The sequence below is a fragment of the Bacillus sp. C-3-6 genome (assembly GCF_054509685.1).
In genome coordinates this window covers 4742289-4769068 of record NZ_CM137247.1, presented here as the reverse complement: position 1 = coordinate 4769068, position 26780 = coordinate 4742289, and the positions used below count along the sequence as shown (strand labels likewise).

Below are 26780 nucleotides of genomic sequence, written 5' to 3'. Positions count from 1 at the left end.
AAAAAGACCTTTCAAGTAAATGAAAGGTCTTTTGTTATGCAGTATGATTCTCTTTCTTATCTTTCAAAAAGAAAAGTACGGCAAGGATTACAAGAATAATAGCTGCAATATCATACGTTATTTTAAATGTAGTATTAAAGTTTAAGTACTCTACGAAAGGAGTTTTCACTGCTCCTGCATATATAGAAACGGGAATGAGAAGTAAATCGTAAAATTTCTTTTCTTTCATATATCTTATTAGGAAGAAGATACACATAATAGCAAAAAATATGATGCTTAAAATAGTCATTTATACCTCCAGATAAATTTACTTATTTTAATTGCAGTTATATCTTTTATATAAATTCTGTACTTTTTCAAGCGCTATGCACGCGATTGTGTTTCCTTTCTTTCCTAGCCGTAAGCAGCTGAGGAGTGAAAATTCCAACCAATATAAAAATAATACCAATCCACTGCATGAATGTTACGACTTCATGTACAAGTGTAATAGAAGCGATAATAGCAGTTGGTAATTCAGCTGCACCTAATATTGTACCGAGTCCTGTTCCAACCTTTGGTACACCGATTGAAAAACAAATGACAGGTACAACAACGCCGAATAATCCGAGGAAGAAAGCATATTTCCATAGACCGGCTTGCAGGGCACCATCTGTTAAAAAGGTTGGTGGGAAGAATAGACATACGATAAGAGTCGCACTTGTTGTCATGAGAAAGCTTTTCGTATAAGGCGGAACATCTGTAGCAACGCGTCCGCTTGCAAAAACATAGAATGAAAAAGAGACTGCAGCTAATAGCCCAAAGATAATCCCTTTCGTAGAAAAACTTTGTCCGAGGCCTTCAAATACACCACCTGCAAACAATGTACCAGCAAATAAAATAAGGATAGATATGATCTTATCGCGGCTTGGAAATGTTCGATTTGCAATTGCTTCGATAATGACACCAATCCAAGTGAACTGAAAGAGTAGGACGACAGCGATAGATGCGGGTAGTTCTTCTACAGAAATAGCGTAGAAAATTCCAGTCATACTCATTGTTGTTCCGACGGTTAGTAATGAAAAGAATTGTTTTTTTGTTACTTTATGACGTGAAAAGAAAAGAACGAGTAGAAATAGTCCAATCCATCCGAAGACATATTGTCCCCCTAATAGTTGATGTGCTGAAAATCCATTTATGAATCCGAGTTTGAAAATAGTTGAAAGTATGCCGTAGCCGCAAGCACCGAATAAAACGAGCAATGAATATTTAAACTTATCCATGAAAAATCCTCCTTTTAAGTAATAAAAAACGCCCGCTATCCAAATAAGGATAACGGGCGAACGAAACAGAGTAAGACACTCTACAAAATTCCGCCACTCACACATGAAGTATGAGTTTGGGGTATGTAATTATAGTGAATGTTACATTGCTTTTGGGAATACAATGGAGCATTTTACACCTTGAGCTGTGTTTTGTATCCCGTAAGGAAACTGATGTTTATCTAATATTTGTTTCACGATATATAATCCAAGACCACTACCTTGTACTAAACCGTGTTTATCAGGGTTTGCGCGATAGAAAGGCTCAAATAAATGAGCAAGTTTATCTTCATCAATTTGTGAACCTGTATTCAATACTTCTAATGCGTAACCGTTTGGTTTTTCATAAAGCTTTATATATACGTGCTGATGGTCAATTGTATAATGAATTGCATTTGAAATAATGTTAAAAATAGCAGTTTGAATAAATTTAGGATCAGCTAAAATTTGTACGTCGTGTTTAATATTAGATTGTACATTTAATTGTTTTACAGATACAAAGTAATCTACTTTCTTTATAACATCCTCAATAATATTAGATAAAGAAATGACTTCTAAATTCGGTTTAAATTGAGGGTTTTGTATTTTGGATAATTCCGACATTTTTTCCGTTAATATGTTAATGTCTTGCATCATCTCGTAGGAACGTTTCAAATACTTATCTCTATCTTTATAAGCTCCAATTCCGTGAATCATGCCATCTAGTTGTCCCATAACGGCTGCGATGGGTGTTTTTAATTCATGGGATACCATAGACATAAATTCTTTACGAGATTGTTCTAATTGTTGTTCCTTCTTGAGCTCATTTCTTAAATCTTGATTGCTCTCATGTAAATTCTTCACAATATTTGGTACTTGTGAAGCGGCTACTGACAAATTAAAATCTGTTTGATCTGTATTTTTGTTAAGTAGCTTTTTATCTGAGAAATCAAGATTCATAATATCTTTTAAAGCATCGCTCATATATTGAAAAGGTTTAGCAATTAGTTTTGCGTACATTAAAGATCCGAGTAGAGATAATGCAAGCATTGTCGCGCCAACCTGTGGAGCTAACTGCTGCAACGCATCTGCTAACTTTGGATTATCATTTGTATCATTTGTTTTACTTGCTGCATTTTGTGTATGTAAGGCATCATTATTAGCGGCTTTCTTTTCTGCTTCTGTAAGCTGATTAGAAGTGCCATTTTTCCCCGAAAGGTTTTGTGTATGTTCTTTTGCTTTTGCAGTTTGGCTAGGCTGCAAAAGGTGATTGATAGCTGCAGAAAGAGATTTATAATCTACAATAGAAGATTGGAAATTAGAAATGTTCCCTTCTGACACAGCTTTATTTTGATTCGTTTTACTTTGATCGTTTTGCTTATCTGAATCCGCCTGTTCTGTAGTCGGCGTTCCATTTTCTTTCGCAAAACGTTCTTTATCGTAGTTTGAAGCTAGAAAGTAAATAATTTGATAAAGACAAAGTGATAAAAGAATACAAAATAATAAGGTTTTGATGAAAATATTTTTGGTGATGTTGTCTTTACTACGATTCGATTTTGTAGCCAATACCTTTCACCGTTTTAATATAAGTAATTCCTAATTTTTTTCTTAAGTTTTTAATATGTGTATCTATAACTCTTACATCACCATAATGTTCATAGCCCCATACCTTATTCAACAAATCACTTCTTGATAATACTTTTCCTCGATTTTGCAGTAAAGTATAAATAATTTCAAATTCTTTTGTTGTCAATTCAATTTGATTACCATGAACATAAGCTGCATATGCTGTAGAGTTTAACATCAATTCATGGAATTGTAGTATAGTTGCAGCTTCTGCTTCCTTCGTTGCTGCCCTTCTTAATACAGCCTCTACACGCTTAATAAATACAGTGTAATGGAACGGTTTCGTAATATAGTCATCAATCCCTAACTCAAATCCTTTAATTTCACTTTCTTCATTATGTAAGCCTGTTAACATAATGATTGGTACATCAGATTGTCCTCGCATAATTTTACAAATACTATAGCCATCTATATCTGGTAACATTACATCGAGGAGGACAAGATCATATGAATTTTTTTGGAAAAGAAGAATACCTTCTGTTCCAGCACCAACTACATCAACGGTAAAGTTTTGTGCCATTAGAAATTCACGAATAAGTTCTTGTATATCTGGGTTGTCTTCAATCACCAGTATATGCGTCATAGTAACACCTCCTAAATAACGCTTTTTACTGCAATATTCGAATTCATCATTTTTCGAGTGACTCAGATTGTTTATACATATAATAAGCCCCCGCTATAAAATAATCATGAAGGTAGCAAGGGGAATAGTTTAGTGTTACTGAATAGTTCAGAATTACAGTAGTTCTATTATAGTATGTATTATAAAATTTATAAAACATTATAACTGTATAATTTTAATATCTACGTTTATCAATGTTTAGATATTAGCTAATCAAATCTATTCCTATTATATATGTAAATACAGTTGTTTTGCTACTGTAAATGAATAAATAAAATAAGCCAAGACATAAAATTCTTGGCTACACATAAATCTTGTTTTTAGGCTATTTGACAGTGACAGTAGCTTGCTGCTGAACGCGCTCAAATAACCAGTGTATATCATTATTATACATACGAATACAACCAAGTGTTGTCCATTTGCCGATTGCTTGATTATTGTTAGTTCCGTGAATCGCATAAGTTGTTCCGTAAGTTCCTGCCATATTTAATCCAAGCCAACGGTCACCAAGTGGATTACGTGGATCCCCGCCTTTAATTTTGCCTGTATAATAAGGGCGGTTTTTAATTTTATTTACGATTTGAAAAGTGCCTTTAGGTGTAGGCGTTGCAGCTTTTCCAGTAGCGACAGTAAAACTTTTTATAAATTTTCCATCCTGATAATAATCCATTTTATTTAACTGAGTGTCTACAATTAATTGATCTTTCGTTGTAGCGGCCTCTGCGCTAGCGAATGGAAGAGTTAAAAATCCTAATGATAATAGTGCGCTTAATAATAATTTTTTCATTGTTATTCTCCTTTTACTATCGTAATAGTCTTACATACAATGAAGTTGTAATCCTCGTAATGCTTTATTTACATTTTCATCTAATGTTTCAAAGAATGTAGTGATTTTGCTGTTGTGTTTGTTGTTTTTATCAATAAGTAATCTTTCGTTTAATAAAAGCTCACCACGTAGTCCAAAACTTTGAACTTGAATATTTAGCTCATCTTCATTTTCAGAAATAATTGGTAAGAAATAGTGAAAAGCTTTCGTTGGAATGATGTAGCTTTTGCCAATCATGCTTTCTTGGTTTGAGTTAGTCCATTTTTTCGTGACAATTTTAATATTCTTTTTTGAAACGATAAAAGATAGTGTTGTAGATTTTGTTAAACTTACGTCAAATTCACTTGTTTCACATATGTGTAAATTAAAAACGGTTTCATTTTGATGAGATTCAACATTTGTATTAATAAAATCGTGCATTTTATATGCTTCCATTTCGTATTCACCCTTTTTTCAATTTCGAAAAACGACTTATATTTATTCAAATTAATGCTTAGTCATATATTAGTTAAATTTTTCAACAAATTCCGATATAATCTTACAATACGTATATGAAGCTAATATGAAGTTAGCATGAGTTTGTGGTGGTTTTTTATTGAGAACAAAATAAGAAAGGTTTTCCAGTGTTAAAAAATGGATAAAATTTGCATATTATTAATGCGTCTTTTTGTTATTTCGACTTAAAAAATGCTTTTAGCTACTTAATAAAGAACGGAAATCATTAGTGTGACCCTTACAAAAATGTAATAAAAATGTAAGCTATTGTGATAGTTATTTCGACAATTTTTTTATACAATAATAGTAAGAAGTTGTACGTGATTGAAAGGAGAGATGACATGGAATGGATTCATGAATTATTTCAGCAATACGGGTACTATGTTGTACTTGTAGGTTTGCTGTTAGAATATATTGCACTTCCGTTTCCGGGAGAGCCAACGTTAGCATATGCGGGATTTTTAGCACATAAGGGTGATTTAAGTTTACCGATTTTAATTATTCTATCCTTTATTGGGACAAGTGTAGGAATGACGATTCAATACTTTTTAGGAAATAAATTAGGTATGCCTTTCATTCAAAAGTATGGGAAATACGTATTTTTAACACAAAGAAAAATTGACTTAACGAGAATGTGGTTTGATAAGTATGGGTACTTCTTAATTTTTATTGGTTTCTTTATTCCTGGTGTACGTCATTTCACAGGATACTTTGCAGGAATTATTAATTTACCATTCCGTCGTTTTGCCATTACAATTTATTCAGGCGCTCTATTTTGGGTATCATTTTTCTTAATCGGTGGTTACTGGTTAGGTGGAAACTTACATGATATCTTTGGAGTGCTAGAAGGTCATATCGGTAAAATCATTTTTGGAGTTATTGTGATTGTAGCGGTTACGTTAGGTATTCGTTTCCGTAAGCAGTTAAAACGAGTATTACTACAAAGCGCAAGCTAATATGAAATCCATTCTATGTCAGAATTTAGGAAGGCAGTGCAAAAGCACTGCCTTTTTTATTTTATTGTTAAGACTATGTTTAATGCACATTTTACATTCTTTATAGGAATTTGATACAGGATAAGAAATAAGTATCTTGTCAATTATTATAGTCGTAATGACAATTATAATTGACAAAAATAAGGATGTTATTTACAATTTTAATTAAATAAATGAAAAAGAGGGAAGACATGAAGCTTCAAAATCTAGTGAGGGAATTGCGAGCAAAGCATCGTTTATCACAAGGGGATTTAGGGAAAGCGATTGGATCATCACGGCAAACGATTAGTTTAATTGAGCGTGGGGATTATGCACCATCTATCGTATTGTCGTTAAAAATCGCACAAATTTTCAATGTACCGGTGGAGGAAATATTTACGTTAGTAGAGGGGGAAGAGGACGATGAAGAGTAAGCGAAAAAAACAATTTGATTCTGTGGGGAAAATAGCAGTAAGTATGATGGGTGGCTTTTTAACGTCTTATATAGCTTTAAATTTACTCTCGGATGAACCGAGAAAATTATCATCTAATACATTTATAGGTATATGTGCTGTTTTTGGAATCTTAATGATGTACTATACTTGGAAGAATACGCGTATGTTAGCAGAGGCACGCGATGAAGAAGAGAGCGTACAAGGCAGAAAATTAGGCATTATAAGTATATATTTACGTGTAGGTGATATAGTTACGCAGGCATGGTTTGTATATGCAGTTATTACATGTAGACGTGCACTGTTGCAGGATACAAATGTTTCATTTGCGGTGTGGAATTTAGTAGCTTCTATTGTTTGTTTAACTACTGTAGTAATTATCGGACTCATAACAAAAAATCGTTATAATAAGCTATATCCTGAACAAGGTGTAACGTATATGGAATCTATGAAAATGTGGACGAAAAACGCAGATGAAGGATTAAAGCACATTGTGCATGAGGCTGGATATAAAGCGTATGAATTTACGAATACAATATTGGCATATGTATGGTGGGCTGCCGTTATATATACAGCTGCTAGTGATATCGATTTTGTGTTAATTGGTTTAATCTCATTTATTTGGATATTGCATCTCGGGAAGTTCATGTACGAAATGCAGAGAAAAATGATTTATTAAGGGGAGAAAAAGGTGGATATTTTAAGAAGGCCAGCTGGCTCAATGACAGTGGCGCTAATTCTGTCCATTTTATACGGAGTAATCCGAACTGGGAAATTAGAAGTAATTTTGAACCTATGGGCAATAGTTGGAATTTCATTGTTAGTGTTAGCCATTCATGAGCTAGGACATGTAGTATTTGGTGTAATAGGTGGTTTAACATTTAAATTTATGACAGTAGGACCCATTACTATTCAAAAAGAAAAGGGAAAATTACGCATTCGAGAAAATAAATTATGGGCGTACTTTGGAGGCGTTGCAACACTAGTACCACCTTCTATAGAGACACCGAATCTTTCGAAAAAATGGGCGTGGCTCACTTTAGGTGGACCGATTACGAGTTTACTATTTGGTATTACTTCCGGTTACATATACATGGTGAGTTATTATCAATATCTTTTATATTTTTCCTTTTTCCATTTTGCAATCTTTGTGGTTACAATTGTGCCGATAAAAGGAATGCTTATGAGTGATGGGATGCAATTTCTTATTTTAATTAAAGATGATGAAAGAGCTAGAAATCACTTATATGAGATTCAAATATCGAGTGAGTTATTTAGCTATAAAAGACCGAAAGATTGGGATGAAAGATTAGTAGAATTGAGTGAGGAGAAAATAAAAGAGAATAAAGGGATAAGAGAGATAATGAGTAGACTTATGCTCGTCTTTTTTGCTCGTGCAGATCAAGAGGGAATGGAAAGAGCGATACCGTATATAGAACGAATTGTTCAACTACCTGTAACGAAAGAAAATAAGTTTTTCGTTAGTAGTTTTCATAGTTGGTACCTTTTATATAAAGCCCTTTATCAGATGGATAGTCTTTCTTTGCAAGAAGCAAAGGAACATGCAAAGGCTATTACAAAAATGGACCTAAGTGGATATTACCGTACACAAGGGATTATTAAATATGTAGAGGGCAATATGGAAGCGTCCCGTACTTATATGAAGAAAGCCGATCAAGAATTAAAGAGCGCCGAGAAGAGTGAGATGGGATATTTACAATTAGAAAGAGAATGGTTTAAGCAGCTGAAAGAGAGGGTATCTTACGATGGGTGAGGTATCCTCTTTTTTATATGTCATCTTATGCCGTTCCATAAACAGCCTAGGGCGAGTAAAATGAGATAAGAAGAGCAAAGCTTGGAGGAAGTAAATATGGAAATCTTATCAATTATTTTGATAGTCTTGCTCATTTATGTTGTTTTTAAAGTGGCATATGTAGCATTAAAGATACTCGCGATCCTATTAATTATCTTTTTAATCGTAGAGTTCGGCAGTAAGTTGCTTGGGGGATAGGGTATGTTGTGCGTTTTGAGTGTCGAAGGATGTCGGTAAATCGATATCCTACGTCGAATCGTTGATATAAGTGGAGAAACAATCGATATATTTGAAAAATCGTTGATATATTTTAGTGAATACGAAGTGGGGTATATGGAAAAGAAGTTGCCGTGAGGGTAACTTCTTTTTATCGTGATGCGGGGTATGCAAACCAACATAAAAAAGCTGGAAGAGTATCTTCCAGCTTAAGAGTTACTTTCAATTTGGCGACCGCTATCTTCTTCATTGTCTTGTAATAGGTTGAATACGTCTGCTAAGCAGAATGCAATGAACCAAGTCCATAGACCGTGGAAGAAAGCTGAGCTTAATTGAAGTGGTAATGTATAGTTTGTCATTGAGTAGGAAATACATCCACCAACGATTCCGATCATTGTTAATAACATTGTTTTTTGAGCATTTTCTTCTGGATTGAAGAGGAAGTAAATGTATCCGCCTAAAATTGAAGCGCTTACAAGTGTTTCGATTCCATTAAAAATGATATTCTCTCCAAGCTGTGTGTTTGTCCAGAAGCAGATTGTTCCGCCGATAATAGCAAACAGGACAGCTATTGTATATCGTATATATTGATTCATATGTTCATCTCCTTATGTAATAAGATGATTTGGAAGTCAAAAAGGTAGGTATAGTATATTGAAGTGAGTTTTAATTGTACGTATCTTTTTATAAAAAGATCATTGAAGAGTAACTAAGATGATCGGTTGTTTAAACCGTTACGTGTATGGTGTCTGAAATATACCCGACTGCTCGTTTCTTTTTGCTTGTAAAATAAGAGAAACTTCCAAGTCTATATACTCTTTTTTTGTGAGTCTGCTTTCATTATAACACATTTAGAGACATAATAATAGAATTATCTGATTTTGTAATAAGTGTAAAAAATAAAAAGCGCAAGGAAATACCATTAAAGGTGCAGTTTAGTGGAAGAAGGATTTTAATTTATTATGATGAAATATGTAATCAAGGTGAGATCTAAGAAGGAGGCTTAAATACTATAAAAAATGTTTTATAGTATGAATGTAAGGGAGGAGAGCTAACTTGGAGTTCACAACAGAAAGATTAATAATTAGACCTTTTAAGAGTACTGATTTACAGGATGTATTTGTTATTTATAGTAGTGATGATACATGTAAGTTCCTATTACATAATAAGTGGACTCATGAAGACATGCAGAAAAGATTTAATAAGAAGTTAGCAAATAATGTACTTACTAAAGAATCAATATTAAGTTTGGCAGTTATATACAAAACTAAAGTAGTTGGTGATTTATCCGTATGGTACACAAATATGAAAGACACTGTTGAGATTGGTTATAGTTTTTCAAATGAAGTAGCTGGGAGAGGTTTGGGGACAGAAGCAGTAAGTAGTTTGGTATTGAAATTATTTAATGAATTTAATGTACATCGTATACAGGCTAATCTTGATGCACGTAATACAGCTTCACAAAAATTGTGTGAACGAATAGGCATGAGAAAGGAAGCCCATTTCATACAAGATTTTTGGAATAAAGATGAATGGACAGATAGTATTGTATATGGGATGCTATCCTCCGATTTGTAGTAATAAACTTAGTGATTTTATTATGCTAAAAGGTACGTGAGTTGAATAACAAAGGGCATAACATATTATATATGACTAATATGTTATGCCCTTTAATTTATTAACCTTTTTTATATGCGTTTGAAACGGCCGACAATTTCAACTGTTTCAGTAATGTTCATAAATGCTTTGTTATCCACTTGACGGATAATACGTTTCATTTCGCCTAACTCATAGCGAGTCACGACAGTGTAAATCATTTTTTTCTTATGGTTTGTATAGCCGCCGACAGCGTCTACCATTGTCACCCCGCGTATGCCGTGATGTAGTAGTGCGCTTTTTATTTCCTCACCTTTTTCTGTAACTGTCATTATCGTTAATTTAATATGTTTCGTATGCACAGCATCGATAACTTTGCTGACTACAAACCGGCTAATTAACGTATAAAGTGTAATATCCCATCCGAAAATAAAACCTGCTGCAACAAGTAAGACTAAGTTGAATACAAAGATGATTGCTCCAATTGAAATATCTCGATGTTTCGCTACAATCAATCCAACAACATCAAAGCCACCTGTTGAAGAAGCAAATCGGAATATGATTCCGGAAGCTGCTCCGCAGATTACACCACCGAATACAGAAGATAGTAAAATATCGTCTGAAACCTGGTGTACAGGGATAATGTTCATCGCTAACGATGATACAGCTACAAAGTAAGCTGTTAAAAAGGTTGTCTTCTTGCCTAAGTAAAAGTGACTTAAAATAAGAAGAGGAATGTTTAGTAAAAAGATAAGTGCACCGATATTGTAGTGCATTAAATAACCGATAATCATCCCTACACCAGCGAATCCACCGCTAATCATGTTATGCGGGATAAAAAACATATTCATAGAAATTGCATACAAAATAGAAGCTATAAAAATAACAACCAACTGTATCATAAATTCTAAGTGAAATGTTTTAGCTGCTGGGAAGGATAAAAAGGCGGTGTCGGGAACGTAATCGGCGTCTCCTAGTTGACCCATAGTATGTTTCATCTCCATATTCATTTTTGATTACAAGAAGAGAATAAAGGTTTTTTCAAAAACTGGCAATAGTTTTATTATAATGCAAAAATTTTATAAATTTCTAATAAATCAAGCCTATTCATTGATGTGTGTGAATATACTAAAGAAAGCGAATACAACGTTTCTAAATTATTATTTTCTTGAGAAAATATGCAAAATACTTTTTTTGAAAATAAAAGGAAATAGAGAATGTTTGTTGAATGTGCTAAAATGACCTTATTAAGGATGTGAAGCGATGGAATTTTTATTGCAGGATGCAATTCTATATATATCGTTTGTAACGACGGCACTTTGTTTATTAGAAGTTTTCTTCCTTGCTAATGTTTCTCGCTTTGTGCGTCAACAAGCATCAAGCGGTAGACAAAGAGCTTTTGCGTTAGTTGATACATGTGAAGATAGTGCGGGAAATGTACCGCTATTTTCTATTTTTTATAAATATGGAATGATTCGTTCTGTACGCAGACAAGAATCAAGTGAAGAGAATGACGAGGTTGGTCCGTATACACCAATGTTTCGCTAAATAATTACGAAACATTGGAGGAATGAACATGTTAAAATCATACCGAGCTGTGCTCGTTAGTTTATCATTATTATTTGTTTTTGTTTTATCTGGTTGCAGTAATGCAGCCCCAATTGATGCACATAGTACTGGGATTTGGGATCATTATTTTGTATATCCAATCTCGTTTATGATTCAATTTGTTGCTCATCATATACCTGGAGCTAGCTTTGGGATTGCTATCATTATTATGACGCTCGTTATTCGTTCAGCAATGATTCCATTAGCTGTTTCGCAATATCGCAGCCAAGCGAAAATGAAGAAAATGCAACCTGAATTGCAGAAGCTAAAGAAAAAGTACGGTGATGTAAGCAAAGACCTTGAAAAACAAAAGCAGTATCAAAAAGAAATGTCAGAACTAATGAAATCAGGCGGTTGGAATCCACTTGCTGGTTGCTGGCCATTATTAATACAAATGCCGATTTTCTCTGCTTTGTATTATGCGATTAGCAGAACAGAAGAGATTCGCACATCTTCGTTTTTATGGGTGAACCTAGGACATGCAGATCCATATCATATATTACCAATTATTGCAGCGTTAACGACATTTATTCAGATGAAAGTTTTCCAATCGAATATTACACCTGGAGAACAAGTACAGATGCTAAAGATGCAGCAAATTATGATGCCGGCAATGATTCTATTTATGGGGTTTGCGGCGCCATCAGGACTTGTGTTGTACTGGATAACAGGTAACTTATTTACAATGACACAAACAATTGTATTAAGAAAAATAATGGAACGTGAAGAGTTACAATTACAAAAAGCATAGAGAAACACCGCTCATTACGAGCGGTGTTTTTTTGTTAAGTCGTTAAGGAAATGTTAAGAAATCGACATTACTATAGGCATTGTATACGAAAGTGTACATGCATTAGAAATATGAAGGAGGAAATTTCCTATGAAGAAGAAAACAGTTGGGTATTTAGCGATTGCAGGTGCTTTATCATTCGGAATCATTGGAGGAGTCGGTATTCCGGCATTCGCGGCAACGAATACTCCAGCAGTGGATCAGCCTGCAAAAACGGCGAAAAAGGATTTGGATGACGCTACAAAACAAAAAGTAAAAACAATTATGGACGATACAAAGAAACAGTTAGAGGAACTAGGTGTAAAGGTTCCGGAGAAAGAGAAGCGTAAAGACATGTTTGCAGGATTAGATGATCAGGCGAAAGCAAAAGCGAAGTCAATTTTAGAACAAGAGAAATCCGGAAAACTAACACGTGAACAAGCAAAAGAGGAATTAACAAAGCTAGGCGTGAAAATGCCGGAGAAAGGTAAGCATGGAGACATGTTTGCTAACTTAGATGAACAGGCGAAAGAAAAAGCGAAGTCCATTTTAGAGCAAGAGAAATCTGGAAAATTAACGCATGAGCAAGCAAAAGAGGAATTAACAAAGCTAGGTGTGAAAATGCCGGAGAAAGATAAACATGGAGACATGTTTGCTAACTTAGATGAACAGGCAAAAGAGAAAGCAAAGTCAATTTTAGAGCAAAAGAAATCCGGAAAATTAACGCATGAGCAAGCAAAAGAAGAATTAACGAAGTTAGGCGTGAAACTTCCAGAGAAAGAGAAGCGTGAAGACATCTTTGCGGGATTAGATGAAGCAACAAAAACAAAAGCAAAAGCGATTTTAGACAATGAAAAGAAACAATTAGAGGCATTGAATGTTGATTTACCGCACCATAAGTTTTTTATGAAAAAAGAAGATAAATAATTGAATGAAGTCGTATCTTTCGTGTGGGCAACAGGAAGGTACGTGCAAGGGCCGATTTCTATAAGTAGAAATCGGTCCCTTTTAATGAGGCATTGAAATTCTTTTTATTGTTAGTATGTATCCGAAGACGCAGTAGAAGATTGCAAAACCGATAAACACTTCCATATATTGATATTTACCCAATAAGTAGAAGGAAACAGCTGGTATAATAGCTACAGCTAAAATGCTATAACCAGGATACTTGTTTCGATACATGATAGCGAATAGAACAGAGAGAAATGTAGCGATGATACAAAAGACAGCAATCATTATTAGTACACCTCCTAAAAGAATTATACCATTTTTAGGGAATTAGAGAAGTTTTGTATGTTCTGTTATAATATAAGAAGAGAAATATTTCCTATGTTATATAAAAAAATATATTGATTTTTTCTAACAATTCAATATAATGAACAATAACTACAAAATTCGACATCAAGAAGTGATGATGAGGACATGATCAATTTTTTACGATTCTCAGAGAGGGAAGCCTTTGGCTGTGAGCTTCCTAATACGGAAAAATGGATTACCACCTCTGAACTGCAGCAGTGAACGAGCATCTAGTAATTGCTTGCCGGCAAAAACCGTTATTTAGACTTGAGAAATTGGTGAAGTGTGTTACTTTGCGAATTGAAACAAGGGTGGAACCACGAATACAACACTCGTCCCTTTTTTAGGGAGGAGTGTTTTTTATTTCATTTTTGCATCACACTAGGATTGGAAGGAGGATACGCAGCATGCATCATGATGAGAAGAACAAAATTGGTTTAACAGTAGCACTTTCTATCGTAGTAGGAACGATTATTGGATCTGGTGTGTTTATGAAACCAGGGAGCGTATTAGATTACTCGGGGAGTTCTAATATGGCCATTCTTGCTTGGGTAATTGGTGGTCTGTTGACGTTAGCGAGTGGTTTAACAGTAGCTGAAATTGGAGCGCAAATCCCGAAAAATGGTGGGTTGTATACGTATTTAGAGGAGATTTACGGAAGTTTTTGGGGATATTTATCAGGTTGGATGCAAACAATTGTTTATGGACCTGCTATTATCGGAACATTAGGTTTATACTTTAGTTCTTTAATGATTAATTTTTTCTATTTAGATAAAGTATGGAATTTACCAATTGCAATTGGAACAGTTGTGTTCCTTGGCGTTGTAAATAGTATGGGAACAAAATACGGAGGTATCGTCCAAACAATCACGACAATCGGGAAGATGATTCCGATCATATTAATTGTCGTGCTAGGTTTTTGGAAAGGGAATAGCGATATCTTTAACGTAGTTGTGCCGATATCGGAAAATCAAAGTATCGGTATGGCAATTTTAGCAACGTTATTTGCTTATGACGGCTGGATTTTACTTGCTTCGATTGGCGGAGAAATGAAGAATCCAACAAAGTTATTACCGAAAGCAATGACAGTGGGGATTTTAATCGTAACTGCTGCTTACGTATTAATTAACTTGGCGTTATTAAATGTATTACCAGCAGCGAAAATTGTAGACCTTGGAGAAAATGCGACAGCGACAGCTGCGGGTATGTTACTTGGAGAATATGGCGGGAAAATTATTAGTATCGGTATTATCGTTTCTATTTTCGGCTGTTTAAATGGAAAGATTTTAACATTCCCACGTATTCCAATGTCTATGGCGGAACGTGGACAACTTCCATTTTCTAAGTTTATTGCAAAGGAAAGTCCAAGATTTAAAACACCAGCAAATGCGATTACTGTTGAAATCATTTTAGGAATTATTTTAATGATTATTAGTGATCCAAATAAGCTATCTGAGATTTCCGTATTCATTATTTATATTTTCTATGTAATGACGTTTATTGGTGTCTTCATTTTAAGAAAACGTAATAAGAATAAAGAGCGTGCATATAGTGTACCGTTATTCCCAATCGTACCAATCGTAGCGATTTTAGGTTCGTTCTTTGTAATCGGTAGTGCGATTATTAACGATCCGGTAAGTTGTTTCTTATCAATTGGAATTGTCTTTACTGGACTGCCGGTGTATTGGTACTTAAATAAGAAGAAAGAAACAGAATGATGGAAGGGTAGGCGTATAATACGCCTACCTTTTTTACTGTAAAAAAATTATACTTGCGTCCACTTTCTATTTTGGTTACTATAGTCGTAGTAACCAAAATAGAAAGCGTGGGGAAAGACTTGAATTTTCGTGTTTATATTTTAGCTATCGCGGCTTTCGTAGTCGGAACGGTTGAGTTAATTATAGGAGGAACGCTCGATTTAGTTGCCAATGATTTAGGAGTATCTATTAGCGCAGCTGGTCAGCTTATCACAATATTTTCGGTAGTATTTGCTTTGTCAGGTCCAGTTTTATTAGCTGTGACAGGGAAGTTTGAAAGAAAAACATTGTATGTTGGAGCATTATCGATTTTCTTAATCGGAAATATTATTTCCGCATTTAGTGTGAATTACGGAATGCTAATGTTCTCAAGGGTTATTTGTGCGGCAAGTGGTTCATTAATTATTGCACTATCTGTAACACTTGCGTCTAGTGTAGTAGAACCGCATTTTCGTGCGCGTGCAATTGGAATCATTTTTATGGGAATTAGTGGATCACTTGTACTTGGAGTACCGCTTGGTCTTGTACTCGGAAATGCATACGGATGGCGTGCACCATTTGTATTAATTTCTGTATTAACAGTTATGGCAATTGCTTGTATTTCATTGTTCTTAACGAAAGTACCACCGACATCGGTATTATCAATAAAAGAACAACTTGCTACTTTAAAGGATAAAAAAATTGTAAGTGCACAGTTAACATCATTTTTGTTTTTAACGGGTCATTTAACATTGTATGCATATTTAACACCGTTTTTAAAAGATGTTATGCATGTTGAAGCAAACTGGATTAGTGTGTTTTACTTTATTTTCGGAATCGCAGCAGTAATTGGCGGCGGGTTCGGTGGATGGCTTGCTGATAAATGGGGATCGAAGAAAAGTATTATCTCGATTATTATCGTATTTGCATGTGCAATCTTCATGTTGCCATTAATGACATTCTCATTCCCGCTCTTCATCATTATGATGGGACTTTGGAGTATGCTGAGCTGGGCGATTTCACCAGCACAGCAAAATTATTTAATTGAAATTGCACCGGAATCAGCTGGTATTCAGCAAGGTTTAAATAACTCTGCGCTTCATTTAGGAATTGCACTTGGTTCAACAGTAGGTGGAGTTGTTATTGAAAAATCATCTGTTATATATAATGCTTGGGTAGGCGGTGGCTTTATTATATTAGCACTGCTTTGCGCGATTTTCTCGATTACGAGAGGACGCTCTACTCAGTTCGTGAAAGAAGAATCTATCGTTTGATAGGTTCTTTTTTATTTGTAAAAAATTGCAGGTTTTAGTAGGTAAATGGAGAAAAGGCTATATAGCGAGGTGAGGTATATGTATTCGAATTTTTCAATTATTGGTCTTCTAATTTCAATGCTCCCTTTGTTTCTTATTATTCTTGCACTTAGATGGGTTCGTTTCATCTATAAAAATTCTGAGAAACAGGTAGAGCAAAATGAGAAAATCATTGAGCTGTTGATGGAGATAAAGGAACAAAATAAAAAGGAGTCTAAGTGAAAAACTAGACTCCTTTTTATTATTTAATTAGTATCTTAATTTCATTAACAAACTCTTAATTTCCTCATCTTTCATAAAGAGATCGTGGTGCTTCTGGGTAATCTTTGCAAGTGCAACGTCGTGATAGAAAAATTCTGTAAAGAACTTTACGAAAGGTTGTGACATTGTTTTCATCGCTTGCCATGACTCTTGTTCTACGCCAGCAAATAAAATTTCACGATCGTCAACGATGAGTAGTAAGTAGCGCTCTAATGCATTAGGCTCTTCAGCTGGGATTAGAAAATGCATGTTTTCTAAGTCTGTTTCTACTTCTCCAACAATAAGAGATTCAATTTGAACACCTTGTTTTGCTTTTTGTTCTAGTAAAGGGAGATATTCTAAAAGAGTATCATTCCAAGCTGAAATACGGATTGATTCTTTTGCACTTTCAATGAGTTCTTTACTTTGAACTCGAATAGAAGATTGCATTTTTAAGCTCCACACACGGTCATCTGTAAATGATTTTTTTGATATGTTTGTTTCCAGCTCTTTAATATTTGATTGGAATTCTGTCGTTAATTTTTCAATTGCTAGTTTTAGTGGTAATGCTGTATACAATTTTTTCTTTTCTGAAACAGAATCCATTACCATTCCTTTATCGATTAGGCGTGCTAGTACTTCATATATTTTTGCTTTTGGAACACCTGAATGCTTCACAATTGTTGTAGCATCTAATGGTTCATTGCTTGATACGACAACTTCATAAGCTTGGCTTTCATATTGTGAGAAACCGAATTTTTGTAACATAGTTCCCTCCGAACGAATGAGATTATATTTTAAGGATAATGAACTATTTGTTTTTGCACAAGTGGTAGTAAGTTTTCTAATTGTATTAAGGTGAGAATTAATTTCAATTTTTTAATTTTATCTATTATACTTAATATAATGATTAATAAGATTTTAATTTAATGCGAAGGGGATGCTGGGGGAAAGATGTTAAGAAGTTTACGTTTAAAAATTGCGGTAGTGTTTTCAGTTCTTATTTCTATGATGTTCGTAATATTGGGTACAGCTGTGTATCAATTACAGAAAGAAAAGGAAGTGCGTTCCTTAGACGAGTATTCTCAAAATGCGATGGATCTTGTGACAGAGCAACTTACGACATTTGTTCAAAGAACGGATGAAGATATGGGGTATTACGCGAACAGTGAGATGATTCGTAATATGCTTCAAGGTGGGGTTACTCCGGAAGAGGAAGCGTTTTTAACGAAAGAGTTTGCGGAGTATAAAAAGAATCATCCTGGTATTTTAGATTTATATATTGGTACGAAAGATAAAAAAACATTAAGTGCCAATCTTGCTGAAGGTGGGCAAGTGCCAGAAGGATACGATCCAACGACAAGACCATGGTATAAAGATTCAGAGGCTGATGTAAAAAAGGTCCATTGGGGACAACCTTCTTATGAAATTGCAACAGGCAAGTTAAGTGTAGGTGTTTCTAAAGCAATTACAGCTCAAGATGGGTCTGTATTAGGCGTTGTTGCGATGGATGTATCGCTTGGGACGATTCAGAAGTTGCTTCACAATATTCAATACAATAATGACGGAGAAATGTTTATTATAAATGATAAAAATATGGCTCTTGTTTATCCAGAAAAGATAGGGAAAGATGTTTCTAAAGAGCCACTTATAAAGAGTTTAAATAAAGAGGTAACCAAATATGCGGTCACTACAATAAAAGGTGAAGATGTAGTTGTTTATAGTCAATCATTTGATACGATGAAATGGACGATAGGAATCTTTTATCCGAAAGAAACGATCGATGGGCTATTAAATAGTACGAGAAATACAGTTATTATAATGGCATGTATTAGTTTATTAGTTGGAATCGTAGCTTCCTACTTGTTCTCAAGAAGATTAGCAAGACCACTGCAACTATTAAAGAATCACGTGCAAAAAGTAGCAGAAGGCGATTTAACGCTGCGAATGAAAGTGACAAGTAAAGATGAAGTTGGAGAGTTGACGAAGCACTTTAATGATATGGTTGAACAAATGAATGAAATGGTAAGTAAAATTAAAAACAGCGTATCAACGGTGCAACAATCAACGAATAGTTTACATTATTTAACGAACGAAACAGTAGCGGCTAGTAGAGAAGTTTCAGGAGCGATGGATGATGTGAGCGGAGGAGCTTCTACTCTTGCGAATAGTGTGGATGAAGTTTCAGCTCAGCTCGAGAATATGGCGGAGTCAGTGGAACAAATGAATAGCTCCGTTGGTGAAATAAAAGGAGTGGCTGGCAAAGCGGAAGAGGCATCTAAGCAAGGATTAAATACAATGAGGAATTTAATCCGTACGAGGGGACAATCATCTTCGATTGTTGTTCATACAGAAGAAGCATCGGATAAGTTAGAACAAAGAGTTGGATCGATTCAAAATGTTGTTGAGCTTATAAAAGGCATTTCGGATCAAACAAATTTACTTGCTTTAAATGCTTCGATTGAAGCTGCCCGTGCAGGTGAGCAAGGTAAGGGATTTGCGGTTGTTGCTGAAGAGGTTCGGAAATTAGCGGAACAATCAAAAGAGGCTACCGGAGAAATCACAACGATGATTGGTGATGTGCAAGTAGAAGTAAAAAGAGTTGTAGAAGTTGTAAGTAAATTGAAAGACATTGCAGATGTGCAAAATAAAGTGACGACAGAGGCAGAAATGGAGTTCCGCACAATTATGTCAGTTGTAAATACGATTAGTACTTCAGTTGAAAAAATTGTAGAAGAGGTACATAACATAGGTTACGAGCAAGGAGAAATTACAGCGGTAATGCACACAATTGCTGGTACGAGCCAAGAAAGTGCAGCTGTTTCCGAAGAGGTACATGCTGCAACGGAATCACAGGTGAATCATTTAGAAAAGGTAGCTCACACGATGGAAAGTTTGACAGAACATATGAGAGATTTAGAAAGATTAGTCGAGCAGTTTAAAGTGGAAGAGTAACATATTAGTAAAATGATGAGGATTTCGGTAAAATAGACAATGGATATATAAGAAACGATTATAGGAGGAAGACTACTATGGCAATTGTTGATGTATCGATTATTCCAGTAGGAACAGGTAATCCAAGTGTTAGTGAATATGTAGCAGAAGTACAAAAGGTGCTAGAGAAAAATGCGGATCGCGTGAAGTATCAATTAACACCGATGAATACAATTATTGAAGGAGATTTTCCTGTCATTCTAGAAGTAATTCAACAAATGCATGAAGTGCCTTATACGAAAGGTGCACAGCGTGTTGCAACAACAATTCGTATTGATGATCGTCGTGATAAAGTAAGCACAATGGAGAAGAAATTAAACTCTGTTCGATCAAAATTATAAGAAAAAGCAGCGATTTTCGCTGCTTTTTTCATATAGGAGGTAAATGAAATGAGTGAAAAGTTTAACGAGCAGTTTGACGGGTTACTAGAGAAATACACTGAGCTGTTACTTGGAGAGAGTAGTGAAGAGCGAAAAGAACAGGTGCAGAAGTGGGCACTTTATTCTTACATAGCGAAGACGATGCCAGCTTTAGTGAAGCATTGGAATGAGACATATCCAGATGCGAAAGAAGAGATGGTGCAGTTAATTACGGATATTAAAAGGCTGAATGAAGAGAAGCGAAATGAGCAGTGAGAAAACTTGAGGTGAATGTTACCTCAAGTTTTCTTTATTAATATCCTTATATAATTTACATGGAATATTAAGGGTTTTATAGGCATGTCGAATATTTTCGGTATGCCTATTTTTGCCCTAGTAAACCCGTTTTTTCTAAATGTCGAAAAATATTCCCTTCATATTTACATGCGAGAATATAGGTTTTTAAATGTTTTTATAGTATTTTATAAATTATCTAAATAATTATTTGTATCCAATAATTTTAAACAATGATATAATTTTGAAGAGGGGTAAAAAACAGATAAATTACAGTCATAGGGGTGAATTACATGGAACAATTAATGCGAAATTCGTTTCTTTTCTTATCTAAAAATAAAGCGCTAACAAAACTGGCTAAAAAGTACGGTTTACGCTTTGGTGCAGGTCGCTTCGTCGCAGGGGAGACGATTGAATTAGCGACAGCTGCCATTCAGGCATTAAATAAGCAAGGACTTTGTGTAACAATCGATTATTTAGGTGAATTCGTTGATAATGAAGCGGAAGCAAATGAAATGGCTAACCAATCGATTGAAGCGATCCGTGCAATTGGAAGAGAAGGTCTTGATTCGCAGCTTTCTTTAAAGATGACTTCTATGGGATTAGATATCTCTGATGAAATCGTAATGAACAATATGCGCCGTATTTTAGAAGCGGCAAAAGAAAATGGTGTGTTCGTTACCATTGATATGGAAGACTATACACGCTGCGGGAAAACAATTGATATCTTTAAACAATTAAAATCTGAATACGATAATATTGGTACTGTTATTCAAGCTTACCTATATCGTACAGAAAAAGATATTGAAGACTTAAACGCTTATAATCCTAATTTACGTCTTGTAAAAGGGGCTTATAAAGAACCTGAAGAAGTGGCGTTCCCGGACAAGAAAGATGTAGATGACAATTATAAAAAAATTATTAAAATGCACTTATTAAATGGGAATTATACTGCAATTGCTTCACATGACGAAGCGATTATTGAATATACAAAAAAACTTGCCGAAGAACACAACATTCCAAGGGATCAATTTGAATTCCAAATGTTATATGGTATTCGTAATGAGCGTCAACTTGAGCTAGTAAAAGAAGGTTACAAAATGCGTGTTTACGTACCTTATGGAAACGACTGGTATGGCTACTTCATGCGTCGTCTAGCAGAGCGTCCAGCAAACGTTGCGTTCGTATTAAAAGGTATGGTTAAAAAATAACCAAGGAGAAAATACTCCTTGGTTATTTTAATTGCTGAAATGCGTAATGCGCCATTTTTTTCGTATCAGGATATAGTTGCGCGCGAGTAGAAGATAATACGACGTTAATGACGCGTTTACCGTCTTTTTCATCCACTGTTACGACTGTATATTTGCCGAGTGCTGATAGACCGCTTTTACTTCCAATCGCATATGGATCGTCATATAGTTCTTCTCGTCCATAGTTTGCGATGTTTGGAGAGCGTTCTGAAGTATGTAGAGTTGTACGTGTTGAATTCATATATTCTAAAACAACTGGATACTTTAATGCTTCTTTCGTAATAATAGCAATGTCATATGGTGATACTTTATTCCCAATTGCATCAGCACCACTTGCGTTCTTGAAAGTTGCATGCTTTGTACCAAGTTCCTTTGCTCTAGCATTCATCATTTTCACAAATTCATTTTTTGATCCTGCGATATGTTCTGCAATTGATTCAGCTATTGGATCTGCACTAATGATAAGCATAAGTTTTAATGCCTCATCACGCTTTAATTTTTCTCCAGCACGAAGTTTAATTTTCTTGCTTTGACTTTCTGTTTTAATTGCATTTTCTGTAACTGTAATTTCTTCATCTTCTTTTACATTCTCTAGTAAAAGAAGGGTTGTCATCATTTTGGCTATACTAGCCGGATAAGAACGTTCGTCTTCGCGTTTCCCATATAAAATTTCACCTGTGTTTGCATCGATTGTAACCCCATATTGCCCAGTAATGTTAGGTTGATCAGCTCTTACAGCTTGTTGCCTTTGTGCATAAGAGAAGAAAATCATCCCTGTAAATAGTGTAGCAATCATTACAATCATAACTATTGTTCGTTTCATCATCGTTCCCTCTTTTGTTTTCCATATGTACAAATAAATTGGGCAGAAAAAGCAGCCATTAATCATTATGCCACGTTCTCTGCCCAAAAATATAGCGTTATTTTTCGCCCATATTATGCTTCTTATATTGTTGGTTATTACCTTGGCGTCCTTTTTCAACACCGTGATTATGTGGACCTGCGTTTCCAGTTACACTAGCTGCACTAATTCCAGCCTTTGAAGGGTTCTTCTTAAGTTTTGCCATATATATTCCTCCAGTTTCGTCAGATTATAAAAAGGAAAAGTGCATTTAAACAAAGAAAATACACATGTATAGCATAGCCAAATGAAAGAAAAATATTTATTTCAGAAAATTTTATCAATAAATATATTGCGAAAATTTAAACAGTATCATATATTTATTAGTAGAGGCTCACTCATTGATTGCGACTTATGTCGAAAAATTGAATGAGCATTCATTCAAGAATAGGGGGAGAATTGGATGTTCCAAATTAAAAAGGCTGCTGTTCTAGGTTCAGGCGTAATGGGTTCGGGAATTGCGGCACACTTAGCTAATATTGGTATTCCGACATTATTGCTTGATATTGTACCACCTGCGCTTACGAAAGAAGAGGAAGCGAAGGGACTTACATTAGAACATAAAAGTGTGAGAAATCGTTTTAGTAATACGGCTGTACAGAAACTATTGAAGCAAAAACCAGCTCCTCTGACAGTGAAAGGAAATCTAGCACTGATTGAAGCAGGTAACTTAGAAGATGATCTTGAGCTTCTTGCTGATGTAGATTGGATTATTGAAGTAGTAGTTGAAAACTTAGATATTAAAAAGAAATTATTTGAAAAAGTAGACGCTGTTCGTAAACCAGGTTCTATTGTAAGCTCGAATACGTCAGGTATTTCAGTTGAAAAAATGGCAGAAGGTCGTTCAGACGACTTCCAGAAACACTTCTTAGGCACACACTTTTTTAACCCACCACGATATTTAAAACTTCTAGAGGTAATACCGACGAAAGAAACAGATCCACAAGTATTAAGCTTCATGAAACTATTTGGCGAAGACGTTCTTGGAAAAGGCGTTGTTATCGCAAAAGACACACCAAACTTTATTGGAAACCGCATCGGTACGTACGGTTTATTAGTAACTCTTCAAGAGATGATAAAACGCGGCTACAGCATTGGGGAAGTTGATTCTGTAACAGGTCCATTAATTGGTCGTCCGAAGAGTGCAACGTTCCGTACATTAGATGTTGTCGGTTTAGATACATTCGTACACGTTGCAAATAACGTATATGAAAACGTACAAGAAGAAGAGCGTGATGTATTTAAAGTACCAGCTTTCATGCATGACATGCTTGATAAAAAATGGCTTGGAAGCAAAACAGGTCAAGGCTTCTTCTTAAAACAAGGAAAAGAAATTTTAGAACTAAATCCTGAAACGATGGAATATGAAGCGCGTAAAAAATTAAAAGCTGCATCCGTAGAGTTAAGTAAACAAGAAAAAGGATTAGCGAATAAATTGAAAGCGCTTGTATACGCAAAAGACCGCGCAGGAGAGTTATTATGGAACATCATTACACCAACTCTTTTATACTCTGCAAAACTTCATAAAGAAATTGCTGACGATATCGTTGCAATTGACCAAGCGATGAAGTGGGGCTTCGGCTGGGAGCAAGGACCGTTTGAAGTTTGGGATGCAATCGGCGTTGAAAAATCTGTTCAAAAGATGGAAGAAAACGGCGTAGTCGTTCCTACTTGGGTGAAAGAAATGTTAGAGAAAGGTTTCACTACTTTCTATAAACATGATAACGGCGATAGCTACTATTACGATAATGGCGAATATAAGCTAATCGAGCGTAATAAAAAAGCAATTTCTCTTAAGCAATTAAAAGCGAAAAATGGTGTATTAAAGAAAAATAGCGGAGCGAGCTTAATTGATTTAGGCGACGGCATCCTTTGCTTAGAGTTCCATTCGAAGAGCAATGCAATCGGTATGGATATTACGCAAATGATTAACTACGCTGTTGATGAAGTAGAAAAGAATTATAAAGGTCTTGTTATCGGTAATCAATCGAAGAACTTCTGTGTTGGTGCGAACCTAGCAATGATCTTAATGGAAGCACAAGATGACAACTACTTTGAAATTGAGTTGGTTGTGAAAAACTTCCAAGATGCAATGACGAAAATTAAGTACTCTTCTAAGCCAGTTGTAGCAGCACCATACGGTATGACGCTTGGCGGAGGTACAGAAGTTTGCTTACCAGCAGCTAGCATTCAAGCTTCTAGTGAAACGTATATGGGCTTAGTAGAAGTTGGTGTTGGCTTAATCCCTGGCGGAGGCGGTAATAAAGAGTTATACATTAAACACTTAAATAAAATGCCAAACGGTGTAGAGTTTGATCTGCAAAAAGTTGCGAATAAAGTGTTCGAATCTGTAGCGATGGCGAAAGTTTCTACATCAGCACAAGAAGCTGTATCGAACAACTTCTTAGGCGATAAAGACGGTATTAGTGTGAATGGTGATCACTTACTATATGATGCAAAACAGAAAGCACTTGCTTTATATGAAGCTGGTTATAAAGCACCGATTCGTAAAAAGATACCAGTTGTTGGTGAAACAGGATATGCAACTCTTGTACTTGGTGCAGAAGCAATGCATTTATCAGGTTACATTTCTGAACATGATCTTCACATTGCGAAGAAACTTGCATATGTCATTGCGGGCGGAAAAGTGCCGTACGGAACAGAAGTTGATGAGCAGTATTTATTAGATGTAGAACGTGAAGCATTTATTAGCTTAGTAAGTGAGATGAAATCACAAGCAAGAATGCAGCACATGCTTGTAAAAGGAAAGCCATTACGTAACTAATAACGAGGGGAGATATCGTTCATGAGAGAAGCTGTCATTGTTGCGGGAGCAAGAACACCAATTGGAAAAGCAAAGAGGGGTTCATTAAAAACAGTTCGTCCTGACGATCTAGGGGCGTTAGTAGTAAAGGAAACGTTAAAGCGTGCAAATTATGAAGGACCAATCGATGATTTAATTTTCGGTTGTGCGATGCCAGAAGCAGAACAAGGTTTAAATATGGCTCGTAATATCGGCGGACTAGCAGGACTTTCTTACGATGTTCCAGCTATTACAATTAACCGTTACTGTTCTTCTGGTTTACAAAGTATCGCTTACGGAGCAGAGCGCATTATGCTTGGTCACTCTGAAGCTGTATTATCAGGCGGAGCGGAATCAATGAGTTTAGTTCCAATGATGGGACACGTTGTTCGTCCGAATAGTCGCCTTGTAGAAGCGGCTCCGGAATATTATATGGGTATGGGACATACAGCAGAGCAAGTTGCTGTGAAATATGGAATTTCTCGTGAAGAGCAAGATGCATTTGCAGTAAGAAGTCATCAACGTGCTGCCAAAGCATTAGCGGCAGGAAACTTTGCTGATGAAACAGTATCTGTAGATGTGACGTTACGCTCGGTTGGCTCAAACAATAAACTGCAAGAAGAAACAATCATTTTCGCACAAGATGAAGGGGTAAGAGCAGAGACGACGCTAGACATTTTAGGGAAATTACGTCCAGCATTTAACGTTCGCGGTTCTGTAACAGCTGGTAACTCTTCACAAATGAGTGACGGTGCAGCATCTGTACTATTAATGGATCGTGAAAAAGCAGTGAGCGATGGCATGAAGCCACTTGCGAAATTCCGTTCATTTGCAGTAGCTGGCGTACCACCAGAAGTAATGGGAATCGGCCCAATCGCTGCAATTCCAAAAGCGTTAAAACTAGCTGGCTTAGAGCTATCTGATATTGGCTTATTCGAACTAAACGAAGCATTTGCTTCTCAATCGATCCAAGTTATTCGTGAACTTGGTTTAGATGAAGAAAAAGTAAACGTAAACGGTGGTGCAATCGCACTTGGACATCCACTTGGCTGTACAGGAGCAAAACTAACACTATCTCTTATTCACGAAATGAAACGCCGCAACGAACAATTCGGTATCGTAACAATGTGTATTGGCGGCGGAATGGGAGCAGCGGGAGTATTTGAATTACTATAAAAAGTGGAAGCGGCTTGTTCAGAATGTGAGGGGGATGGAGCTTCAGACGTAGAGGCGCTCTTTGCCTCGTAGGAAGAAGCGAAGCCACCGAACATTCTAGCCGCTGGAACTGGATTAGATAAAAAGTGCAGGTGGCTCGCTCAG

Annotated in this window: 30 protein-coding genes, 1 pseudogene and 1 other annotated feature; of the genes and pseudogenes, 19 read left to right on the top strand and 12 right to left on the bottom strand. The window is 35.7% G+C overall.

Features of this window, described 5'->3' with window-relative positions; all coding sequences use genetic code 11:
* Positions 1-34: 34 nt before the first annotated feature.
* From ACW0JX_RS24655 to ACW0JX_RS24630, 6 genes are all read right to left on the bottom strand, one after another.
* The gene (locus tag ACW0JX_RS24655; protein ID WP_459245164.1) at positions 35-289 is read right to left on the bottom strand and encodes a hypothetical protein; all 255 of its coding nucleotides are present in this window, start codon (positions 287-289) and stop codon (positions 35-37) included.
* A gap of 67 nt (positions 290-356) precedes the next feature.
* The gene (locus tag ACW0JX_RS24650; protein ID WP_459245163.1) at positions 357-1259 is read right to left on the bottom strand and encodes an EamA family transporter; all 903 of its coding nucleotides are present in this window, start codon (positions 1257-1259) and stop codon (positions 357-359) included.
* Positions 1260-1400: 141 nt separating this feature from the next.
* A complete protein-coding gene (locus tag ACW0JX_RS24645) occupies positions 1401-2843 on the bottom strand; it encodes a sensor histidine kinase (RefSeq protein WP_459245162.1) in 1443 nt (480 codons plus the stop codon).
* Positions 2821-3486: a response regulator transcription factor gene (locus ACW0JX_RS24640; RefSeq protein ID WP_000148834.1), complete on the bottom strand. Its 666-nt coding sequence runs from the start codon at positions 3484-3486 to the stop codon at positions 2821-2823. The genes ACW0JX_RS24645 and ACW0JX_RS24640 overlap by 23 nt, the downstream gene beginning before the upstream one ends.
* Positions 3487-3850: 364 nt before the next feature.
* Positions 3851-4312: a L,D-transpeptidase gene (locus tag ACW0JX_RS24635; RefSeq protein WP_000735058.1), complete on the bottom strand. Its 462-nt coding sequence runs from the start codon at positions 4310-4312 to the stop codon at positions 3851-3853.
* Positions 4313-4342: 30 nt separating this feature from the next.
* Complete coding sequence (locus ACW0JX_RS24630) at positions 4343-4786, bottom strand: DUF3978 family protein (protein WP_000388762.1); 444 nt, start codon at positions 4784-4786, stop codon at positions 4343-4345.
* A 401-nt stretch (positions 4787-5187) separates the two neighbouring features.
* Between ACW0JX_RS24630 and ACW0JX_RS24625 the strand changes: the two genes are divergently transcribed.
* The 5 genes from ACW0JX_RS24625 (at position 5188) to ACW0JX_RS24605 (ending at position 8283) form a co-directional block, all read left to right on the top strand.
* A complete protein-coding gene (locus ACW0JX_RS24625) occupies positions 5188-5802 on the top strand; it encodes a DedA family protein (RefSeq protein WP_459245161.1) in 615 nt (204 codons plus the stop codon).
* A 230-nt stretch (positions 5803-6032) separates the two neighbouring features.
* The gene (locus ACW0JX_RS24620) at positions 6033-6254 is read left to right on the top strand and encodes a helix-turn-helix transcriptional regulator (RefSeq protein ID WP_459245160.1); all 222 of its coding nucleotides are present in this window, start codon (positions 6033-6035) and stop codon (positions 6252-6254) included.
* Entirely contained in the window at positions 6244-6951 is a 708-nt protein-coding gene (locus ACW0JX_RS24615; RefSeq protein ID WP_459245159.1) for a DUF3169 family protein, read from the top strand. The genes ACW0JX_RS24620 and ACW0JX_RS24615 overlap by 11 nt, the downstream gene beginning before the upstream one ends.
* A gap of 42 nt (positions 6952-6993) precedes the next feature.
* Entirely contained in the window at positions 6994-8046 is a 1053-nt protein-coding gene (locus ACW0JX_RS24610) for a zinc metalloprotease (protein WP_053565466.1), read from the top strand.
* Positions 8047-8142: 96 nt separating this feature from the next.
* A complete protein-coding gene (locus ACW0JX_RS24605; protein ID WP_000404758.1) occupies positions 8143-8283 on the top strand; it encodes a DUF3985 family protein in 141 nt (46 codons plus the stop codon).
* 227 nt (positions 8284-8510) lie between these two features.
* Here ACW0JX_RS24605 and ACW0JX_RS24600 read toward each other — a convergent pair whose 3' ends face one another.
* On the bottom strand, positions 8511-8897 hold the full coding sequence (locus tag ACW0JX_RS24600) for a DUF3938 domain-containing protein (protein WP_001077773.1): 387 nt from the start codon (positions 8895-8897) through the stop codon (positions 8511-8513).
* Positions 8898-9357: 460 nt separating this feature from the next.
* Between ACW0JX_RS24600 and ACW0JX_RS24595 the strand changes: the two genes are divergently transcribed.
* On the top strand, positions 9358-9879 hold the full coding sequence (locus ACW0JX_RS24595; protein ID WP_459245158.1) for a GNAT family N-acetyltransferase: 522 nt from the start codon (positions 9358-9360) through the stop codon (positions 9877-9879).
* A gap of 110 nt (positions 9880-9989) precedes the next feature.
* Here the strand turns inward: ACW0JX_RS24595 and ACW0JX_RS24590 are convergent, their stop codons facing one another.
* Positions 9990-10883: a YitT family protein gene (locus ACW0JX_RS24590; RefSeq protein WP_000530043.1), complete on the bottom strand. Its 894-nt coding sequence runs from the start codon at positions 10881-10883 to the stop codon at positions 9990-9992.
* Positions 10884-11160: 277 nt separating this feature from the next.
* On the opposite strand from ACW0JX_RS24590, the gene ACW0JX_RS24585 reads away from it, so the two are divergent.
* The 3 genes from ACW0JX_RS24585 (at position 11161) to ACW0JX_RS24575 (ending at position 13201) form a co-directional block, all read left to right on the top strand.
* Positions 11161-11445, top strand: coding sequence for a hypothetical protein (locus tag ACW0JX_RS24585; RefSeq protein ID WP_000394930.1), 285 nt, complete (start codon positions 11161-11163; stop codon positions 11443-11445).
* 28 nt (positions 11446-11473) lie between these two features.
* Positions 11474-12256, top strand: a complete 783-nt coding sequence (gene yidC / locus ACW0JX_RS24580) for a membrane protein insertase YidC (RefSeq protein WP_000920524.1) — start codon at positions 11474-11476, stop codon at positions 12254-12256.
* Positions 12257-12385: 129 nt separating this feature from the next.
* Positions 12386-13201 (top strand): hypothetical protein, encoded by an 816-nt coding sequence (locus ACW0JX_RS24575; protein WP_098126727.1) that lies wholly within the window; start codon positions 12386-12388, stop codon positions 13199-13201.
* Between the two features lie 81 nt (positions 13202-13282).
* Here the strand turns inward: ACW0JX_RS24575 and ACW0JX_RS24570 are convergent, their stop codons facing one another.
* Complete coding sequence (locus ACW0JX_RS24570) at positions 13283-13510, bottom strand: hypothetical protein (RefSeq protein ID WP_459245157.1); 228 nt, start codon at positions 13508-13510, stop codon at positions 13283-13285.
* 166 nt (positions 13511-13676) lie between these two features.
* Positions 13677-13913 (top strand) — a binding site (T-box leader).
* Positions 13914-13977: 64 nt separating this feature from the next.
* Here ACW0JX_RS24570 and ACW0JX_RS24565 point away from each other — a divergent pair.
* The 3 genes from ACW0JX_RS24565 (at position 13978) to ACW0JX_RS24555 (ending at position 16841) form a co-directional block, all read left to right on the top strand.
* Positions 13978-15288 carry an APC family permease gene (locus ACW0JX_RS24565; protein ID WP_078401293.1) on the top strand — a complete coding sequence of 437 codons (1311 nt, stop codon included), beginning with the start codon at positions 13978-13980 and terminating at the stop codon, positions 15286-15288.
* A 53-nt stretch (positions 15289-15341) separates the two neighbouring features.
* Positions 15342-16580, top strand: coding sequence for an MFS transporter (locus tag ACW0JX_RS24560; RefSeq protein WP_105559664.1), 1239 nt, complete (start codon positions 15342-15344; stop codon positions 16578-16580).
* A gap of 78 nt (positions 16581-16658) precedes the next feature.
* Positions 16659-16841 carry a hypothetical protein gene (locus tag ACW0JX_RS24555; RefSeq protein WP_089171943.1) on the top strand — a complete coding sequence of 61 codons (183 nt, stop codon included), beginning with the start codon at positions 16659-16661 and terminating at the stop codon, positions 16839-16841.
* A 27-nt stretch (positions 16842-16868) separates the two neighbouring features.
* Here ACW0JX_RS24555 and ACW0JX_RS24550 read toward each other — a convergent pair whose 3' ends face one another.
* Positions 16869-17627, bottom strand: a complete 759-nt coding sequence (locus ACW0JX_RS24550; RefSeq protein ID WP_069356426.1) for a TrmB family transcriptional regulator — start codon at positions 17625-17627, stop codon at positions 16869-16871.
* Positions 17628-17813: 186 nt separating this feature from the next.
* Between ACW0JX_RS24550 and ACW0JX_RS24545 the strand changes: the two are divergent.
* The 5 genes and pseudogenes from ACW0JX_RS24545 to ACW0JX_RS24525 form a co-directional block, all read left to right on the top strand.
* Positions 17814-18866: pseudogene (locus ACW0JX_RS24545) on the top strand (cache domain-containing protein); the annotation flags it as partial.
* Complete coding sequence (locus ACW0JX_RS24540) at positions 18861-19814, top strand: methyl-accepting chemotaxis protein (RefSeq protein ID WP_404978305.1); 954 nt, start codon at positions 18861-18863, stop codon at positions 19812-19814. The pseudogene ACW0JX_RS24545 and the gene ACW0JX_RS24540, both read left to right, overlap by 6 nt.
* 77 nt (positions 19815-19891) lie before the next feature.
* Positions 19892-20194, top strand: a complete 303-nt coding sequence (locus tag ACW0JX_RS24535; RefSeq protein WP_256426047.1) for an MTH1187 family thiamine-binding protein — start codon at positions 19892-19894, stop codon at positions 20192-20194.
* Between the two features lie 48 nt (positions 20195-20242).
* Positions 20243-20488 carry a YusU family protein gene (locus tag ACW0JX_RS24530; RefSeq protein WP_001290600.1) on the top strand — a complete coding sequence of 82 codons (246 nt, stop codon included), beginning with the start codon at positions 20243-20245 and terminating at the stop codon, positions 20486-20488.
* Positions 20489-20799: 311 nt separating this feature from the next.
* Positions 20800-21717, top strand: a complete 918-nt coding sequence (locus ACW0JX_RS24525) for a proline dehydrogenase family protein (protein WP_000436780.1) — start codon at positions 20800-20802, stop codon at positions 21715-21717.
* Positions 21718-21739: 22 nt separating this feature from the next.
* Here ACW0JX_RS24525 and ACW0JX_RS24520 read toward each other — a convergent pair whose 3' ends face one another.
* Together ACW0JX_RS24520 and ACW0JX_RS24515 are read right to left on the bottom strand one after the other, a co-directional pair.
* The gene (locus ACW0JX_RS24520; protein ID WP_023523353.1) at positions 21740-22579 is read right to left on the bottom strand and encodes a D-alanyl-D-alanine carboxypeptidase family protein; all 840 of its coding nucleotides are present in this window, start codon (positions 22577-22579) and stop codon (positions 21740-21742) included.
* 97 nt (positions 22580-22676) lie between these two features.
* A complete protein-coding gene (locus ACW0JX_RS24515) occupies positions 22677-22823 on the bottom strand; it encodes a YuzL family protein (protein WP_001096344.1) in 147 nt (48 codons plus the stop codon).
* Between the two features lie 237 nt (positions 22824-23060).
* On the opposite strand from ACW0JX_RS24515, the gene ACW0JX_RS24510 reads away from it, so the two are divergent.
* Both ACW0JX_RS24510 and ACW0JX_RS24505 read left to right on the top strand, forming a co-directional pair.
* Positions 23061-25442, top strand: coding sequence for a 3-hydroxyacyl-CoA dehydrogenase/enoyl-CoA hydratase family protein (locus tag ACW0JX_RS24510; RefSeq protein ID WP_000486359.1), 2382 nt, complete (start codon positions 23061-23063; stop codon positions 25440-25442).
* A gap of 21 nt (positions 25443-25463) precedes the next feature.
* Entirely contained in the window at positions 25464-26636 is a 1173-nt protein-coding gene (locus ACW0JX_RS24505) for an acetyl-CoA C-acetyltransferase (protein WP_001206331.1), read from the top strand.
* Positions 26637-26780 lie beyond the last annotated feature (144 nt).